Below are 17,334 nucleotides of genomic sequence, written 5' to 3'. Positions count from 1 at the left end.
ACGACAGCTTCCTCACCGTGCACCACGACCGCATCGGCGAGATCCACGCCGACGAGCACCATACCGTGCGCGGCGAGCGCCATGAGCAAACCGTCGCCAACCAGCACCTCACGGTACAGGGTACCCTGCACCTCAAGGCCGGCCAGGCCTGGCTCAGCGAATGCGGCCGCGAACTGCACGTCAAGGCCGGCCACAAGGTGGTGCTCGAAGCCGGCAGCGAAATGACGCTCAACGCCGGCGGCAGCTTCCTCAAGCTCGATGGCGGCGGCGTCACCCTGGTCGGCCCCAAGGTCAAGATCAACGCCGGAGGCAGCCCCGGTTCGGGTTCCGGCCAGGCAGTGGAGACACCGCTGCTGCCGGGCAGGGCCGTGCCGGAGGTGCATGAGGCGATACCGCCAACCGTGCTGCCCAAGCTCAAGGACTATCAGCTCAGCGAAGCCACGCTGCTGCCGCTGTGCGGCAAGCTGAGCGAGACCACCTGCAGCCGGGGAGACTGCCCATGCCTGGCTGGTTGAGTCGAATCGACGAGCGCAGCCAGCGTATCGAGACCTTATCGGGCAGCTTCGAAGCCCAGCGCTCTGCTTATGCGGTGCTGGATCAGCGCCGCGCCCCAGAGCGCTGCGCCGCACTCGTGGGCCAGCCCGGTTGGCACGACTACCTGACCCTGTTCGCCGGCACGCCGCTGTCGCCGCTGCTCGAAGCCAGCCCCTGGCTGGTCGAACTCACGCCGGGCAGTGACGCCTGGCAGGCCATCGGCTCGCTATGTGCCGGGCAGCGCCTCGGCTGGCTCTTCCAACCGGCCCAGGCCACCTCCCTGAACGACATGGCTGATCATCTTCGACGCCTGTTCATCCTCGATGACCCGCACGGCGGCCAGTCGCTGGTGAACCTGCAGGATGCCGCCGCCTGGACGGCCCTGCTCGCCGCCAGTAGCGACAGCGCCTACGCCCAACTCATCGGGCCGCTGGGGCAGGTCATCACGCCCACGTCGCTGACGCACTGGCAAAGATGGCAACCGACCGAGGAACGTGGCGAAGCCCCAGCACTGACCGAAGCGCTGGAACAGGCCCTCAAGGAGAGCCCGCGTGCCTGGTGGCTCAGCCGGGCAACCGAGACGCCGCTTTCGGCGCTGCCGCCGGCGTGGATGGAAAGGCTGGGACGGCTCGAGGCAGCGGGTATCCTCCAGGCCCATCATCTCCAGCGCCTGATGCCGAAAGTGAAGCAAGCACAGAATCCCGAGACGGACTGGTGGGCTCAGGCAACCACCTTGGAGGTTCTTCAAGCGGCCATGCCGGCCGGGAAGAAAGTCGACGCGTTGGAGACATCTGCATGAGTCAGGAAAACACCACTGAGTGGCCCCCGTTTACACCATCAACCGCTCCGGGTGGCTCTATCAGCGGAGAGAGCCGGCTTGTATGTCAGCCAACGGAGTGGGTCGACATTCTTTATCTGGTCGGCACCGGCCGCTTCTGGTTGCTGACCGAAGACGCCGCTGAGCTACTGCATGAGGCCGCTCATGAACTTCATCAGTGGGCCAGTATTGAGGATCCGGATCAGCGCAACGCCACGCTGTCCGAGCACGCCGGGATCATGGAGTGTTTTCTGCCCGCGTCGCCGGTCAGCTTTCTCAGTGAGGCAGACCGTGAGAGGTATCAGCGACTCAGCCGGCAGTTGGAAGACGTGCCGGCCCGCTCTCGGGACCCGGAGACCTCAATGAGGCAGCGTATGACCGGCGGCTACGAAATGGCGGCCATCATTCAAGAGCAACAACGGCTCTATCAGGAAGGGAAACGCATCGCCCGAAGTGCTGGTTATGAAATTGCCGGCGACAGGTTTTATGGGCCCTGGGAAGAGGAGATCCAGCAAGCACTGGAGCGTTATCGTCTGGCGAGACGTGACGCCGTTCGGCGTTCACGGGTCATGCCGCCCAGTGCGGATGAAGACGATATGGCGCCGCTGCGTACCTTGCAGGAAGCCTTGACCGAGTATCAAGACTTCATTCAGCGCTGCGAAACGCAAACGCCGAATGCTGCCAACGCCGAGTGCCAGTTGGCCGACATGTTCACCATGGAAGAGCTGCGTAGCGGCACCCTGTACGGTAACTATCTGGAAAGCATTCTCGACCTCGCCGCGTTGGGGTTTGCCACACCGGAATACGCTTTGGCCGCTCCCTCTCCAGCCGCTCCCGCGGTGAGGGACGGTATCAGTGACTTCGACCGCTACAACGACGTGCTGCGTGAACAAGCCGAACTGCTCGCCGAGGTGGAAACCAAGCTGCGCGAGTGGCAGGCCAGCACCGGCGGCCATACCGCTTTGCCTCTGTTCCTGTTCAGCGACGAGCGCGACCGCTACCAGAGCATGAGCGACGAACTCGATGACTTGCACGAGCGGGCCAAGCGTGCAACGGAAGCCATGCGTCCGCATCGCGTCCTGTTCTGGCAGGCCGACCTGGCGGACGAGCGCAACGCGTTCGGCTATGAGAAACGCCAACTGGACGTGCTGGTACGTAACGACTGGCCGCTGCGTGAATACTGCGCGGCGGGCGGCGAGCGCTCCCTGAGCCATGTCAGCCTGCACGTGCTGATGGACCGTATGGCCACCGCCGAACGCAACGCCGTGGCCCCGCTGTTGGTGATCGATGGAGTCCTGCCGGAAGCGTTATGGGAGGCGCCGGAACAAGCGCTCAGCCATTGGCTTTCGCTCAAAGGGTGCCAACCCATCGACTGGCGTGGCGAGTGGCACGACGACGCCCTGGGACTGTTTCAGCCTGAGCGATTCTTCGCCGACCTGGACGCTAAGGGCTACGAAATCGCCAGCCTGGCGGATGAGGCAACCCGCTCTGGCTGGGGCGAGACGCTGGAGCGAATTCTGTTCACCGGGCCGTCCAAAGACACCCTGCGGCTGTTTGACGCCAGCGCCCAAGCGCAAATGTTGCGGTTGGTGGGCATGACCCAAGGGGAGTTGAAAGATGAAATTCCCGTGTCGTTCGCTGGTCCGGTACGGCTGGCCGAACCGCTCGAAGGCGAGCTGGAAACCCATCAGTTTGACGTCAACGCCGACGCCAGCGATGGGCCGTTACGACAGGAGTGGGAGCTGGAGGGGGTCTACCATCTGGCACGTGGCGAGGTGAGCCTGGGGGTGCTGGAACTCCCCAAGGCCGATGAGGCTCCACACGTCTCGGTGAGATTAGCGGCTCGCGACAACGAGGAACGCAGCCTGGGCCGTTATGCCTTGCGCCTGGAAACGGTGGCCAAGGGGTTTGCCGGTGCCAGCCTGGCGCTCACTGGCAAGATTGGCCTGTCGATCGACCGTGAACTGAATGTCGACACTGGCGATCACGTATCGCGGCTGGGAGTCGGTGCCAACCTCGAGGCCTTCGCCGGAGTGCGCGGCGGCTTGGAGAGTCGCTGCGAGCTGCGCTGGGAGCCGCCAGAGGACATCGCGATGCGCGCACCGATGCACCAGGCCATGGACGACTTCACCCGGCGTAACCAGGTGAGGCAACTGCAGGAGTGGCGCAGCCTGGGCATGGTCAAGGGCAGCCGCGAAGTCGGCAAGGGCAAAGGCTTTGAATTCGACTACCAGCTTGGCATCCACAACGGCAAGTTCGTGCTGCGTGCCAAGGCGGGGCTGTTCTTCGGCCCCGGTGCGAGTGGTAGCCTGAGCATGGAGCTCGATAACCGCCATCTGGACCTGTGGCTCACCATGCTGCATCGTGACCTGGCAGCCAACGACTACGAACACCTGGACTGGCTGGACGAAGAAGCCTTCGAGGAATTCAGCAACCTGGGCTATGTCCTGACCCTGACGCTGTTGAACACCGGGCTGCTGCTGGCGAGGGGGCGCGAGTGGTTCCGGAGCCTGCGCAACGAGCTCAGTCGCTCGGAGCGGGCCGGGCCGATTGCCCTTGCCCTGTCGCGCCCGCTAAGTCGCAAACAGGAGAATCAGCGTATCCGATGGGTCCAACAACTGACGCCAGAAGCCTTGGGATCGCTGCTATTCTTGCTGATCAGCACACCACAGTCCTTTTCGGTGGACGCGACTGCCGATCGCCAGACCATGGTCAGCTTAAGTGGGGATGGTGGGGATGGTGGGGATGGTGGGGATGGTGGGGATGAAAGCCCGACCTTCAGTGCAGCCAGAGCGCTGGATTACCAGCAGATCGCCATCGCCAACTGTCTGGAATGGATCGTGGATGGCATGAGGCGTAATGTGTACGGCCGCAGGCCCGAAAGCGGGGCCCACCCCGCCCAGCTATTGTTCACCAAGGCCGTGGCTCGCATGACCGTCAATGGACGGCGGACGACAAATTTTGCGGACTTGGACTTCCAGAATAATAAGTATAAATTGGATAACTTTATGAAAACAGCCAGCGGTTCTGTGGGACTCATGACAAGGCAGGCCGGGCGAGCCCGTGAAAGCTATGAGCAAGCATCAGCACAGTTAAGCACTCACCTGCGCGCATGAAATTTTCGATAGGTAGCGATCATGTCAAAGATTAGGATCCTATTGGGGGTAGCCCTGTTACTCTTGCCACAAGCAGGATGGGCCCTCTTGGACGAAAGTGAGCAAGCCGCTAAAGAAGAGGGGATGATTGATTATAACCTTGGCTATCTTCTTGACGCTATTCCCAACCTTGAGATTGCAGCCGAAGCAGGTGATGTCGAGGCCATGTATTACCTTGGCGAATCGCATCGCATAGCTCATATGGGCATGACGCGTGAGGCGTTGGACTGGTACCACATGGCTGCTCAACAAGGCGATCCCTATGCCATGCTGCGTCTCGAATCAGGCAATGTATGTACGCTCGCAGAAATTTGCCCCGACGATGGTGATAATTGGGCGGAGGCTGCGCTGGAAATTACGCTGCCAAAGGCTGAAGAAGGTGACCTTTACGCCATGGGAGCGTTGTTTAATATTTATGGTGCTCTTGGGGAGCATCAGCAAGCCATTGAGTGGCTCGAAAAATCAGCTGAAGCGGGCAGTCCTTACTCACAGCATTGGATGGGCACTCTTATTTATGAAGACCACAATTTCACTCCTGATGAGGATGAGCGCCAACAGCTAGCGGAAGAATGGTTTCGACAAGCAGCGGTGCAAGGCTATGTGCCGGCAATGCTTGGCTTGAACTCAGTGCTATCAGCTCAGGAAAGGTTTGAAGAAGCCTGGGAGTGGGGGGAAAAAGCCGCAGAGGAAGGATCCACTACTGCCTTGCTTGGCATAGCGGACTGTTATATTAATCCACGCGTGAGTGTTGACTGCATCGTTGCCTCAGATCCTATCAAAGGGTGGGCAGTGTTAGAAGCCATGCAAGAGGTCCTGAACGACCAATATTCTCGCCGAGTCATGAGGCTTCGGCATGACCTTTTGACGGATGAGCAGAGAGAGGAAGCGCGAGAGGCCGCCCAACCCTTGGTCGAAAAATGGTCCTCTAATGACCCGGCATTATCAGACTTTCCAGAGAGGTACGGTTTCTGATGCTGTCACGGGTCGGAACCGGTGTGCTGCTGGCACTACTGATGCTCCCAACGGCCGGCTGGGCTCTGCTTAGCGAAGGTGAGCAGACCGCCAAAGACGAGGGGATGGCCGACTATAACCTTGGTTATCTTCTTGATGCCATTCCCAAGCTTGAGATTTCAGCCGAAGCAGGTGATGTCGAGGCCATGTACTACTTAGGTGAGTCGCATCGTATCGCTCACATGGGTATGACGCGTGAGGCGTTGGACTGGTACCACATGGCTGCTCAACAAGGCGATCCTTATGCCATGCTACGTCTCGAATCGGGCAATGTATGTACGCTCGCAGAAATTTGTCCCGACGGTGGTGATAACTGGGCGGAGGCTGCGCTGGTCATCACCCTCCCCCAAGCTGAAGACGGCGATGCTGAAGCGATGGGCACGCTGTTTCATGTGTATGCCGCACTGGGTGAACGAACAGAAGCGATAGATTGGCTTAGAAAAGCTTCAGAACATGGTGATCCAATATCACAGAATTTGCTAGGAGGATTAATTCGTGATGATGAGGCCTATATAGCCGATGAGGCAGAGCGCCTAGAAGTTGCAGAAGGTTGGGTGAGGCAGGCTGCTGAGCAAGATTTTATTCCGGCAATGGCAACCTTAAGCGGAATTCTAAGGTGCAGAAACAAGCTTGAAGAATCATGGAAATGGATGGTAAAGGCATCAGAAAAAGGCTATTTGGTAGTCGACTGGGAGTGGGTTGGTGCTATTTAGAACCTGACAAGGATGAGCGCTGCCAAGTTCAGCAAGATGTAGTCAAAGGCTGGGCCATCCTGACCGCCATGGAAGAAGAGGCTGGGACGCGAGCCGCAAGAAATATTATGAATAGAAATCGTGACCTCATCACGGAAGAGCAGCGCAAAGAGGCTGAAGCCTTAGCACAAGAGTGGCTGGATAAGGGGCCGCCTCTTTCTGAGTTTCCACCCAGATACGGCTTCTGATGATGTCACGTGTCGGAACAGGTGTGCTCCTGGCACTACTGATGCTCCCGACGACCGGCTGGGCTTTGCTTAGCGAAGGTGAGCAAGGCGCGAAAGATGAAGGCATGCGGCTATGGGGCATTCATCAATGGATTAAAATGCAGCCCTACCTGGAGCAAGCCGCTGAACATGGTGACGTTGAGTCCATGTACTACCTGGGCGAAGCGAACCGCCTGTTAAGTCGTGGGCTTTCGCTAGCCGCCTTGGAGTGGTACCACCGGGCCGCTCAAGCAGGTGAGCCCTATGCCATGCTGCGCCTCTATGATGGCAGTGCCTGCGAGCTAGGTGACGTTTGCCCCGAAGATGGCAACGATTGGCGTGAAGCGGCTCTCGTCGCCACGTTGCCCAAGGCTGAGGCGGGAGATGCCGATGCCATGGGTGCGCTCTACGATATCTATACCTACCTTGACCAGCACGATGAGGCTATGGATTGGCTTCTGCGCTCGGCTGAGGCCGGTAATCTGGACTCCATGAACTGGCTCGGCCATTTAGCGCGTGACGATGAGGAGAGCTACGCCACGGAGACCGAACGTCTGGAAGCAGCAGCGGAATGGCATCGCAGGGCCGCCAAAGCCGGTTATGCCCCGGCTATGAATGATCTTTCATCTGTATTGAACAACCTTGGGCGTCTTGAAGAAGCCTGGGAATGGATGGTGCAAGCCTCTGAGGCCGGTCATATTAACGGCAGACGCTGGCAAGCAGCTTGTTATATCGTCCCTGATGCTGAAGAGCGCGAGATTTGTCAAACAGAGAAAGATCCCGCTAAAGGCTGGGCTATTCTTCTCGCTATTAGTGAAGAGGTACCCGGCACTACTTCTGAACGAGCCCTACGTATTTACGGAGACAACGTCACTCCTGAACAACGTACCGAAGGCGAGCGAATGATGGAAGAATGGCTCAACCGCGAGCCACCGCTCTCCCATTTTCCAGACAAATTTGGCTTCTGATGCCGATAAGCGGACTCAAAATCGCGGCGGCACTGGCAGCTGTGGTGCTACCGCTTCTAGCAATACCCACTGCCTTGGCGCTCGATGAGCAAGCTCAAGCCGCAAAGGATGAATGGATGCGGCTTTTCCGAGTGGATCGAGATGCAGCCTTACTTGGAATAAACCCCGTGCATAGAAGGCCGAATCTCGCTCGATGTATTCGGCGATGAGTTCCAGATCCTCGAGCGCTTCTGGAGACCAGGCTAGCGCTCGAGCCACTTTGCCAGCTTCCTCTCGACCTGTTGTTGGCTCAGAGCCCCCTCGGTCTCAGCACGCTGACTGCCTCGCTGTACCTTTTCTACGACGTAGAGATGGTACTGGATATCTTCCATCGTACAGTCTTCAGGGAGAGACTCGAGCCGTTGCCTTACATCATCCTTTGCCGTATTCATGGCTTCACCCGCCCCCAGGCGGCCTCACCCCACACCCCTTGAGGATCACCTGGGTCAGGAAGCGGGTGATCCGCTCCACGTCGGCATCCGAGATCTCGTCCTGACCCATGATGCCCAGCACCTGGGCCTCGAAGTCGGCGTAGTGCTGGGTGGCCGACCAGATCAGGAAGATCAGCCACACCGGGTCGACCGGATCCATCAGGCCGCGCTCGGCCCACTGTTCGAAGATTCTCGCCCGGGTACGCACCCACTCGCGCAGCTCGCCGCGCAGATAGCCCTGCAGGAAAGGCGCACCGCCGAGTATCTCCGCGGCGAACAGACGCGAGCCTTCCGGGTGCTGGCGGGAGAGCTGCATCTTGCTACGGATGAAGGCCTCCAGCACTTCGGCCGGGTCGTCCTCCACGCTGATGTCGTCGAGCAAGGCATTCCAGCGCGCCATCATACGCTCCAGCAGCCGCACGTAGAGGCCACGCTTGTTGCCCATGTAATAGAGCACGTTGGACTTGGGCAGCCCCGCCTCCTCGGCGATGGCCTGAACGCTGGCGCCGCGATAGCCGAAGCGGGCGAACACCCGCTCGGCGGCTTCGAGTATCTCGCGCTCGTTGCGCTCGCGTGTGGCGCCATTGCTTTCGCCACCCGGCCGTACAGGCTGCAAGGTCTCGGTTTCGGTCACGTCGGTCATCGACAGGCCCCTGCCCTGTGAATGTGGTGGGATGCCAAGAGAGTGCCCCACCGCGGCTGTTCCTGCAAATGAGACCATCGGCGCCACTGGCTCTTGCAAAGTGCGACATTCTGGCCCATGCTGAGTACATCCTGACCATTTGGTCAACTATCACTGATCAACAACCATCGAAAACGGACGAACCGACACTGGCAGCGTGCGTCACGCCATAACGACCGTGTCACAGCTTTTACCAACAACCACAATGTCAAAGAGACATAGCCAACAAGAGACAAGGCGATGATCGACTTCATGCTCAACGGGAGGCCGTGCAGAAGCGAAGCCACCCCGGAAACCAGCGTACTGGAGCTGCTGCGCGATACGCTCGGCGCTACCGGCACCAAGGAGGGCTGCGCCTCGGGCGACTGCGGCGCCTGCACGGTGGCCATCGGCGAACCCGGCCCCAATGGCGAACTGCGCTATCACAGCGCCAACGCCTGCATCACCCCCGCGCATCAGCTCAACGGCCGTTACCTGGTCACCGTCGAGGGCCTCGCCCAGGGCGAAAAGCTGCATCCCGCCCAGGCCGCCATGGTCGCGTGCCACGGCAGCCAGTGCGGCTTCTGCACGCCGGGCATCGTGATGTCGCTGTTCACCCTGCACGAGCAGCAGCGCCATACCCCCGCTCCCCTCACGCCGCAGCGCCTGGAAGCCGCGCTGGGTGGCAACCTGTGCCGCTGCACCGGTTATCGCCCGATCCGCGATGCCGCTCTGAGCATGAACCAGCATCCCGAGAATCGCCCGCTGTGGCTCGACGCCGCCGCAGAGACCCAGACAGCAGAGCCCAAGGCCGAATCGCATGCCTCCGATGCCGACGCCGCCTTTATGCAGCCCACCACGCTTGCGACACTCACCGAGTGCCTGAAGCGGCACCCCAAGGCGCGGCTGGTTGCCGGCGCCACCGACCTGTGGCTCGAATCGAACCAGCGCCTGGCACGCTTCGAGCACGTCATCGACGTGACCCGGGTCGCCGAGCTCAACGACATCGACGAGGCCACGCTGGAAGATGGCCGCAACGGCTGGTGGATCGGCGCCGCCGTCACCTACTCGCGCCTCGAACCGCTGCTGGAAGCGCACTACGATGCCTTCGCCCACCTGCTGCACCGCCTCGGCTCCCAGCAGGTGCGCAACCGCGGCACCCTGGGCGGCAACGTCGCCAACGCCTCGCCCATCGGCGACACCCCGCCGGTGCTGCTGGCGCTGGGCTCGCGTCTGCGGTTGGTCGGCCCCGAGGGTGAACGTGAGCTGCCGCTGGACGACTTCTTCCTTGACTACAAGCGCACCGCGCTGCGCGAGGGCGAGGCCATTCGCGCGATCTTCCTGCCGCGCCCCGAGGCGGGCCAAACTCTCAAGGTGTGGAAGCTGTCCAAACGTCGTGAGGACGACATCTCGGCGGTGCTGGGCGCCTTCGCCTACCGCCTGGAGAACGGCGTGATGCGCGACGTGAGACTGGCCTTCGGCGGCATGGCAGCGATCCCCAAGCGGGCCGCCAATGCGGAAGCGGCCCTGGAAGGCAAGGCGCCGGACCTGGCGGTCTTCCAGGCGGCCCGCGAGGCCCTGTCGAAGGATTTCCAGCCCATGAGCGACGTGCGTGGCAGCGCTCACTACCGCCGGCTCTCCGCCGCCAACCTGCTCGAGCGCCTGCGCCTTTCGATCGCCCAGGCCGACACCGACAGCCCCCGGGAGGTGATGCTCCATGCGTACGCTCACTAAGCTTTCTAAGGCGCCCGAAACCGCGCCCGAGTCCAAGGCGCCCGAAACCGCGCCTGAGCTTGAAAAAGACGCCACTGCCGACGTGAGCGCGGACTCCGCCGCTGCCCGCGAGGAACTCAAAGGCGAGATCAAGGGCGCCAGCCCGCTGGCGCGGGATACCGTCACGCCAGGTACTCATCCCAACTCGCGCTTCCATGAGAGCGCGATCAAGCACGTCACCGGCCGCGCCTCCTATATCGACGATCTCAAGGCCCCGGCCGATGCGCTGCACGTGGCGCTGGCGCTCTCGCCCGTGGCCCATGGCCGCCTGACCCGGCTCGATCTGGACAAGGTGCGCAGCATGCCTGGCGTGGTCGACGTGGTCGGCTTCCACGACGTGCCGGGACACACCGATATCGGCCCCGTGTTCCCGGGCGACCCGATCTTCGTCGAGGATGAGATCAGCTACGTCGGTCAGGTGCTGTTCGCCGTGGCCGCCGAGAGCCATCGCGCCGCCCGCGAGGCGGTGAACACGGCGCTGGCCCAGGGCATCGCCGAGATCGACGAGCAGCCGGCCTGCCTCGATCCGGTGGCCGCCGCCGAGCGCGGCGAGTTCGTGCGCCCCACCCACGTGCAGCAGAGCGGCGATTGGGAGCAGGCTCTGGCCAGCGCCGCCCACGTGGTCGAGGCGGAGCAGTTCGTCGGCGGTCAGGAGCACTTCTATCTTGAGGGTCAGGCCTGCCTGGTGCAGCCCACCGAAGACGAAGGCGTGATCGTGCACACCTCCAACCAGCACCCCAGCGAGACCCAGAAGCTGGTGGCCGAGGTGCTCGGCATTCCGTTCCACGCCGTGACCGTGGAAGTGCGCCGCATGGGCGGCGGCTTCGGCGGCAAGGAGACCCAGGCCTCGCCCTGGGCCTGCATCGCCGCGCTGGTCGCCCGGCGCACCGGCCGTACCACCCGCGTGCGCCTGCCCCGTGCCGACGACATGCGCGTTACCGGCAAGCGCCACCCGTTCCACAACCGCTACCGCCTCGGCGTGGATGAGCAGGGCGTGATCCAGGGCGGCGAGATCACCGTGATCGGCGACTGCGGCTACTCCCCCGATCTCTCGGACGCCATCGTCGACCGCGCCATGTTCCACAGCGACAACGCCTACTCCCTGGGCGAAGCTCGCGTAACCGGCCACCGCGCACGCACCCATACCGCCTCCAACACCGCCTTCCGCGGCTTCGGAGGCCCCCAGGGCATGATGGTGATTGAAGCGGCGATGGACGACATCGCCCGGCGCATCGGCGAAGACCCGTTAACGGTGCGCAAGCGCAACTTCTACCGCCCCGGCCGGCAGACCACCCACTACGGTCAGCAGGTGGATCAGATCAAACTGCTGCGCGAACTGGTCGAACAGCTGGAAACCACCAGCGAGTACTGGGCGCGGCGCCGTGCCATCACCGAGTTCAACGCCGAGAGCCCGATCATCAAGCGCGGCCTGGCGCTCACGCCGGTGAAGTTCGGCATCTCCTTCACCGCCAAGCACCTCAACCAGGCTGGTGCCCTGCTGCACGTCTATACCGACGGCAGCGTGATGATCAATCACGGCGGCACCGAGATGGGCCAGGGCCTGCACACCAAGATCTGCCAAGTGGTGGCCCGAGAGCTGGGGCTCGACGTCGACGAGGTGCGCATCACCGCCACCCGTACCGACAAGGTGCCCAACACCTCGCCCACCGCGGCCTCGAGCGGCGCCGACCTCAACGGCCAGGCCGCCCGCGACGCCTGCGTGAAGCTCAAGCAGCGCCTGTTCGACTTCGCCCACGAACATCTCTACAAGGATCAGGGCCTCGACCGCGAAGAGATGCGCATGGAAGCCGGCCACCTGGTGGCGGGCCACGGCGAGAGCGAGCGGCGCATTCCCTGGGGCGAGCTGGTCCAGACCGCTTACCTCAACCGCATCTCGCTCTCCGAGAAGGGCTTCTACGCCACGCCGCTGATCCACTACGACCGCAACGTCGGCCAGGGCCGCCCCTTCTACTACTACGCCTTCGGTGCCGCCGTAGCCGAGGTCAGCGTCGACACCCTGAGCGGCGAGTACCAGGTCGAGCGGGTCGACATCCTGCACGACGTGGGCGACTCGCTTAACCCGGCCATCGACATCGGCCAGGTGGAAGGCGGCTTTATTCAGGGCATGGGCTGGATGACCAGCGAAGAGCTGAAGTGGAACGAGGCCGGCCGGCTGATCTCCGATGGCCCCGCCACCTACAAGATCCCGACCTATGGCGATCTGCCGCCGGTGTTCAACGTCAAGCTGATGGAGGGCCACCCCAACTCCATGGCCAGCATCTACCGCTCCAAGGCGGTGGGCGAACCGCCCTTCATGCTCGGCATGGCGGTGTGGTCGGCGCTGCGCGACGCCCTGGCCAGCCTGGCCGACTACGCCGAAGCGCCGCGGCTCGACACCCCGGCCACGCCGGAACGGGTGCTGCTGGCCGCCGAGGAGCTGCGTAGCCGCTACGACAGCGCGCAGCTGGAACGAGGCGCGCCGTAATGAACGCGCCACGGCCCACTCCCTGGCACGAAGCGCTGCACCGGCTGCAGCGCGAGGGGCTGCCCCACGCGCTGGCCACGGTAGTGACCAGCGCCGGCTCCACGCCCCGCGAGCCCGGCGCACGCATGGTGATCAGCGAGAGCGAAGTGTTCGACACCCTGGGCGGCGGCACCTTCGAGTTTCAGGTGATCGACGCCGCCCGCGAGAAGCTGACGCGTGGCGAAGCCGGCATGAGCCTCGAAGCCTTCGCCCTGGGCGGGCGCAGCGGCCAGTGCTGCGGCGGCTTCGTCAACGTGCTGCTGGAAGTATTCCCCGGCAGTGCGGCTACGCTTGCCATCTTCGGTGCCGGCCACGTCGGCAACGAGCTGGTGCGCCTGGCCGCCCCGCTGCCCTGGCGTGTGCTGTGGCACGACAGCCGCGAAAGCGTCTTCCCCGCCTGGGCCAAGGATCAGTCGCGCCTGGCCTGCCGTCATGCCCCGGACCCGCAGGCCGCCGTGGCGGCACTGCCGGCGGGCAGCCACGCGCTGGTGCTGACCCACGATCACGCCGAGGATCGCGCCCTGGTCGACGCCCTGCTCCAGCGGGACGACATCGCCTCCATCGGCCTGATCGGCTCCAAGAGCAAGTGGGCCAGCTTCCGTTCGCGGCTCACCGATGCCGGCCACGACGACGCGGCCCTGGCCCGGGTGCGCTGCCCCATCGGCATGACCAGGGACGCCAATGGCGAACCGACCCGAGGCGGCGACAAGACGCCCTACGCCATCGCCATCGCCGCCCTGGCCGAACTGCTGCCGATGGTGGGCAATGCCGAACGCGCCGATCAACGCGGCCTGGCGCCGGTCGAACTACGCGCTCTGTTTAACTGATCAATACCAAAGGCAATTCCACCGAACGCATCTGAGGAGCGCCGGGGGCAGGCCAAAGAGGAGGTCCTTCGCCATGGATGGCGAAGGTAGCGTCCAGGGAAGGATTCACAGCGCCTCCTCGCAGGCCTGCCGCCGGATCAGCTCCGACTACCGCAGACACGGATGAGCTCCTGACATCATGACGAACAACGAATCCCGCGTAATACGCGCCGAACTGCTGAGCTTCGATGCCGATCCCGGCGAAGGCGACAGCCCCGCCGCAGGCAGCGTGCGTCACTACGCCGACGGCGCGCTGTGGCTGGAGAACGGCCGCATCAAGGCCATCGACGACTACGCAACGCTGGCGCCACGCCTGCCCGAAGGCATCGAGACGGTGGATCACCGCGGCAAGCTGGTGATGCCCGGCTTCATCGACAGCCACGTGCACTACGTGCAGTTGGAGATCATGGCCTCTTACGGGCGACAGCTGCTGGACTGGCTGAACGAGTACACCTTCCCCGAAGAGTGCGGCTTCGCCCAGCGCGAGCGGGCCGAGGTGATCTCCAATGCCTTCCTCGACGAGATGCTGCGGGTCGGCACCACCACCGCCCAGGTGTTCTGCTCCAGCCACCCCACCTCGGTGGAAGCCTTCTTCTCGGCCTGCCGCGAGCGCGACCTGCGCATGCTGGCCGGCAAGGTGCTGATGGACCGCAACGCCCCCGAGGCGCTGTGCGACGACACCTACGGCGGCATTCGCGACACCGAACGGCTGATCGGCGAGTGGCACGGCAGAGGGCGCCTGGGCTACAGCCTGACTCCGCGCTTCGCCCCGACCTCCACCCGCCAGCAGCTCGACGCCACCGGCGGCCTGCTGCGCAACGACCCGAGCCTGTGGCTGCAGACCCACCTCTCCGAGAACCCCGGCGAACTCGACTGGGTGGCCGAACTGTTCCCCGAGAGCCGCGACTACCTCGAAGTCTACGAGCAGTCCGGCCTGGTCGGCCCACGCAGCACCTTCGCCCACGGCATTCACCTCGACCAGGAAATGCGTTGCAGGCTGGCCGAGCGCGGCGCCAACATCGCCTTCTGCCCCAGCTCCAACATGTTCCTCGGCAGCGGCCTGTTCGACCGCCTGGCGGCACGCGAGGTCGGCCTCAACATCACCTACGCTAGCGACATCGGCGGCGGCACCGACCTCTCCGGCCTCGCCACGCTCAAGGCCGGCTATCAGGTTGGCCAACTGCGCGGCCAGCCGCTCACCGCCTGGCAAAGCCTCTACGGCCTCACCCTGGGCAACGCCAAGGCGCTCTCGCTGGACGACAAGATCGGCCGCCTCGCCCCCGGCATGGAAGCCGACTTCGTCGTCATCGACCCCGACGGCTCACCGCTGCTTGGGCGTCGTCACGCCCGCTGCAAGACCCTCGGCGAGCGACTGTTCGCGCTGATGATGCTGGGCGACGACCGCAGCATACTGGAAACCTGGGCCAGCGGACGCTGCCAGCACCAGCGCGACCAGGCCTAGACCAAGCCTGAAACGAAAATGGCGAGTGGTTCTCAGAATTCATGAGGACCACTCGCCACGATTTGAAATTCAGTGTGAAATCCAGTTTTGAAACCTAATGCTTCGAAGGCTCACCCCTCCCGCCGTACCTCATCTCTATCCGGATCGAAGATCCAGCGCTCGCCACCCACCCGGAAAAGCAGCTCTCCGTTCCTCCACGCCAGCGCCTCGTAGACGCGCTCCTCAGGTGCCAGCTCGTCATGCTCGGGGCTGCGCACCGGTATGGCACTCTCCTCCACCGTTTCTCCCAGCCGCTCTGCATCGACCACTGTCAGCGTGCGACCGCCCGCAGGGCCCTCCTGCACGAAGACCACCCTCCGCGCATCATCGCTCCACGGCCCGATGGTGATATTGCCGCCATACTGGAACGCAGCCGGTTTTGGCTCCCGCGCTTCCACTCGGACAAGCCAGCCGGCGCTGTGCGCTGCCCCCGAAGTGACCACGGCGAGCCAGGCACCGTCCGGCGAAACCGAGGCTTCCTGAAAGCGCTCCGCAGCACCAAACTCAGCCTGTTGATCCACGCGAGTCGTGCCCGGCACATCTTCCATGCTGAGCAGCACGGATCCATCCGCCGCACGGATCTCCTCGTCGCCTACCTCAAGCGGCGCAAGCGCCGCTTCGGGTTGAGAGGTAGCGGCTGTTTCGGTCGTCGGCGGCGGCTCGCCATTCCCCGGCGACGGACAGCCGCTGAGCATGAGAGCAGCGGTTACGATTGAGGGAACGAGCGATAGCCTGCGTGGTGCCATGAAGCCTCCTGATGCTGCGTTGAATGCTTCATCTGCACGGCAGTGTAGGCGGCAGGGAACACCTGTAAACCTTTGCGCCGGTTTTCAGCCGCTTGCTAAGCGCTGGCCTTATCTATGTAGATAGTCATGAAGACACTGTTCGGATCTTCCAGGTAGTCTCCGAATGGAGCACATGGAGCAAAGCCAAATGAAGCGTATAGCGCCCTTGCTGGCTGGAAATACTCCATCGACCCGGTCTCTAGACTAAGCCGGCTATAACCGCTTGATTTTGCCACATGCATTATGTGCGCAAGAAGGCGTGACGCAACACCCCGACGCAAGTAGGGCTTTGCGGTCCTCATGGACTTTATCTCGGCGTGAGTCTGTGAAAGGCGCTTGAGTGCTCCAATACCGGCGAGCTCCGCCCCGTCCCACATCGCCCAAAGAGTAACGTCCGGGCCACGTAGCCCATCGAGGTCGAGTGCGTGACGGCTCTCAGGAGGAGCCGTCGGCGCCATCGACTCAAGATGCTCTCGTATTAGCTCGATAACTTCTTGACTTCGCACGTCATCAACACGGATGTCCAAGGTTGCTTCCTCGCTGGGATGGACGCTGAGCGCTGCTAGAATGCGCGGCTTTGTGGGGAAGGCTTAGCCATAAGGAAATAACTGTTGCCGTGCCCGGAACCGCAGGCCGCGGTGGCTGTGCTGCCGGCGAGCAGCCATGCCCTGCTCACGATCACGCCGTGGTTCGCGCCCTGATCGACGCCCTGATCAAGAGTGTCTATCGCGGTCATCACACGCTTGTATGGCTGAATCGATGCCGGCCTCCGCGAGAGGATAATCATCGCAGAACATCCCATCGTACTTCTTGGCCGCTTTCCCATCAGCGATGCACCATGGACAGATAGAGTCGATCTCATCAGCAGCGTAGAAGGAGGCCTTATAGACGTAGCCCCTGGCCTTGCCACAGCACTCGCACACTTGATCACTAGCCGCGATAGCACCGGTGCCGATAGGATCTGGGTGATACTTAAATGAGGGGATTGCTTCGATGGTCATTGCATGCCTTCGTGCCGCTAACGCCTGAATTAGGCCGCGTCACGGGAACCGCTCCACGAACTGACCTACTGAGTCAATCAAATCATTGTCGTCTGGGAAAGAGCGCAGGATTGAATCAAGGGCGACAGCCATGAGGTCGAACTCTTGAGATGCCTCTGGCTCTGCGGAAAAGAAGCGCGTGTGAACCATGCAGGAGCTATGGTGATTTCTGGTGTATGGGAGGAGGTAGGAAGGGTGGCGTATCCTGTTGATTGATCACGACCAAGATCTCAATCAACATGAGTGGATACGCCATGACCGATTCTACCCT

Annotated in this window: 13 protein-coding genes and 1 pseudogene; 10 read left to right on the top strand and 4 right to left on the bottom strand. The window is 62.6% G+C overall.

From position 1 onward, the window contains the following. From HOP58_RS22370 to HOP58_RS22345, 6 genes and pseudogenes are all read left to right on the top strand, one after another. A pseudogene (locus tag HOP58_RS22370) lies at positions 1–515 on the top strand (DUF2345 domain-containing protein); the annotation flags it as partial. Beyond that, a complete protein-coding gene (locus HOP58_RS22365) occupies positions 500–1,333 on the top strand; it encodes a DUF4123 domain-containing protein (RefSeq protein WP_234261826.1) in 834 nt (277 codons plus the stop codon). The pseudogene HOP58_RS22370 and the gene HOP58_RS22365, both read left to right, overlap by 16 nt. Then, a complete protein-coding gene (locus HOP58_RS22360; protein ID WP_234261825.1) occupies positions 1,330–4,467 on the top strand; it encodes a hypothetical protein in 3,138 nt (1,045 codons plus the stop codon). The genes HOP58_RS22365 and HOP58_RS22360 overlap by 4 nt, the downstream gene beginning before the upstream one ends. An 87-nt stretch (positions 4,468–4,554) precedes the next feature. After that, positions 4,555–5,478 (top strand): sel1 repeat family protein, encoded by a 924-nt coding sequence (locus HOP58_RS22355; RefSeq protein ID WP_234261824.1) that lies wholly within the window; start codon positions 4,555–4,557, stop codon positions 5,476–5,478. Beyond that, positions 5,478–6,230 carry a sel1 repeat family protein gene (locus HOP58_RS22350; RefSeq protein ID WP_234261823.1) on the top strand — a complete coding sequence of 251 codons (753 nt, stop codon included), beginning with the start codon at positions 5,478–5,480 and terminating at the stop codon, positions 6,228–6,230. Before HOP58_RS22355 ends, HOP58_RS22350 begins: the two co-directional genes overlap by 1 nt. A 268-nt stretch (positions 6,231–6,498) precedes the next feature. Continuing rightward, positions 6,499–7,443 carry a sel1 repeat family protein gene (locus HOP58_RS22345; RefSeq protein WP_234261821.1) on the top strand — a complete coding sequence of 315 codons (945 nt, stop codon included), beginning with the start codon at positions 6,499–6,501 and terminating at the stop codon, positions 7,441–7,443. Positions 7,444–7,878: 435 nt separating this feature from the next. Here HOP58_RS22345 and HOP58_RS22340 read toward each other — a convergent pair whose 3' ends face one another. Beyond that, on the bottom strand, positions 7,879–8,556 hold the full coding sequence (locus HOP58_RS22340; RefSeq protein WP_234261819.1) for a TetR/AcrR family transcriptional regulator: 678 nt from the start codon (positions 8,554–8,556) through the stop codon (positions 7,879–7,881). Positions 8,557–8,835: 279 nt separating this feature from the next. Between HOP58_RS22340 and xdhA the strand changes: the two genes are divergently transcribed. The 4 genes from xdhA (at position 8,836) to guaD (ending at position 15,199) form a co-directional block, all read left to right on the top strand. Next, entirely contained in the window at positions 8,836–10,308 is a 1,473-nt protein-coding gene (gene xdhA, locus HOP58_RS22335; RefSeq protein WP_234261817.1) for a xanthine dehydrogenase small subunit, read from the top strand. Further along, positions 10,292–12,832: a xanthine dehydrogenase molybdopterin binding subunit gene (gene xdhB, locus HOP58_RS22330; RefSeq protein ID WP_234261815.1), complete on the top strand. Its 2,541-nt coding sequence runs from the start codon at positions 10,292–10,294 to the stop codon at positions 12,830–12,832. Before xdhA ends, xdhB begins: the two co-directional genes overlap by 17 nt. Continuing rightward, positions 12,832–13,698: a xanthine dehydrogenase accessory protein XdhC gene (gene xdhC / locus HOP58_RS22325; RefSeq protein ID WP_234261813.1), complete on the top strand. Its 867-nt coding sequence runs from the start codon at positions 12,832–12,834 to the stop codon at positions 13,696–13,698. Before xdhB ends, xdhC begins: the two co-directional genes overlap by 1 nt. Before the next feature lie 178 nt (positions 13,699–13,876). Continuing rightward, positions 13,877–15,199, top strand: coding sequence for a guanine deaminase (gene guaD, locus HOP58_RS22320; protein ID WP_234261811.1), 1,323 nt, complete (start codon positions 13,877–13,879; stop codon positions 15,197–15,199). Positions 15,200–15,309: 110 nt separating this feature from the next. Here the strand turns inward: guaD and HOP58_RS22315 are convergent, their stop codons facing one another. The 3 genes from HOP58_RS22315 to HOP58_RS22305 all read right to left on the bottom strand — a co-directional run bounded on the left by HOP58_RS22315 (position 15,310) and on the right by HOP58_RS22305 (position 17,024). Continuing rightward, on the bottom strand, positions 15,310–15,798 hold the full coding sequence (locus HOP58_RS22315; protein WP_234261810.1) for a hypothetical protein: 489 nt from the start codon (positions 15,796–15,798) through the stop codon (positions 15,310–15,312). A 281-nt stretch (positions 15,799–16,079) separates the two neighbouring features. After that, entirely contained in the window at positions 16,080–16,529 is a 450-nt protein-coding gene (locus HOP58_RS22310; RefSeq protein ID WP_346657496.1) for a GNAT family N-acetyltransferase, read from the bottom strand. Positions 16,530–16,736: 207 nt separating this feature from the next. Then, the gene (locus HOP58_RS22305; RefSeq protein WP_234261807.1) at positions 16,737–17,024 is read right to left on the bottom strand and encodes a CbrC family protein; all 288 of its coding nucleotides are present in this window, start codon (positions 17,022–17,024) and stop codon (positions 16,737–16,739) included. Positions 17,025–17,334: the final 310 nt, after the last annotated feature.

This window comes from Halomonas sp. MCCC 1A11062 (assembly GCF_021404355.1).
GTDB classification, from domain to species: Bacteria; Pseudomonadota; Gammaproteobacteria; order Pseudomonadales; family Halomonadaceae; genus Halomonas; species Halomonas aerodenitrificans.
Note: the sequence above shows the minus strand (reverse complement) of the source record. Positions and strands in the feature narration are given on the sequence as shown.

What these genes read in the sequence shown, in the direction of transcription:
- HOP58_RS22365 (WP_234261826.1), top strand. Translation starts at nt 500, where the DNA reads ATGCCTGGCTGGTTGAGTCGAATCGACGAGCGCAGCCAGCGTATCGAG.
- HOP58_RS22360 (WP_234261825.1), top strand. Translation starts at nt 1,330, where the DNA reads ATGAGTCAGGAAAACACCACTGAGTGGCCCCCGTTTACACCATCAACC.
- HOP58_RS22350 (WP_234261823.1), top strand. Translation starts at nt 5,478, where the DNA reads ATGCTGTCACGGGTCGGAACCGGTGTGCTGCTGGCACTACTGATGCTC.
- HOP58_RS22345 (WP_234261821.1), top strand. Translation starts at nt 6,499, where the DNA reads ATGCTCCCGACGACCGGCTGGGCTTTGCTTAGCGAAGGTGAGCAAGGC.
- HOP58_RS22340 (WP_234261819.1), bottom strand. Translation starts at nt 8,556, where the DNA reads ATGACCGACGTGACCGAAACCGAGACCTTGCAGCCTGTACGGCCGGGT.
- xdhA (WP_234261817.1), top strand. Translation starts at nt 8,836, where the DNA reads ATGATCGACTTCATGCTCAACGGGAGGCCGTGCAGAAGCGAAGCCACC.
- xdhB (WP_234261815.1), top strand. Translation starts at nt 10,292, where the DNA reads ATGCGTACGCTCACTAAGCTTTCTAAGGCGCCCGAAACCGCGCCCGAG.
- xdhC (WP_234261813.1), top strand. Translation starts at nt 12,832, where the DNA reads ATGAACGCGCCACGGCCCACTCCCTGGCACGAAGCGCTGCACCGGCTG.
- guaD (WP_234261811.1), top strand. Translation starts at nt 13,877, where the DNA reads ATGACGAACAACGAATCCCGCGTAATACGCGCCGAACTGCTGAGCTTC.
- HOP58_RS22305 (WP_234261807.1), bottom strand. Translation starts at nt 17,024, where the DNA reads ATGACCATCGAAGCAATCCCCTCATTTAAGTATCACCCAGATCCTATC.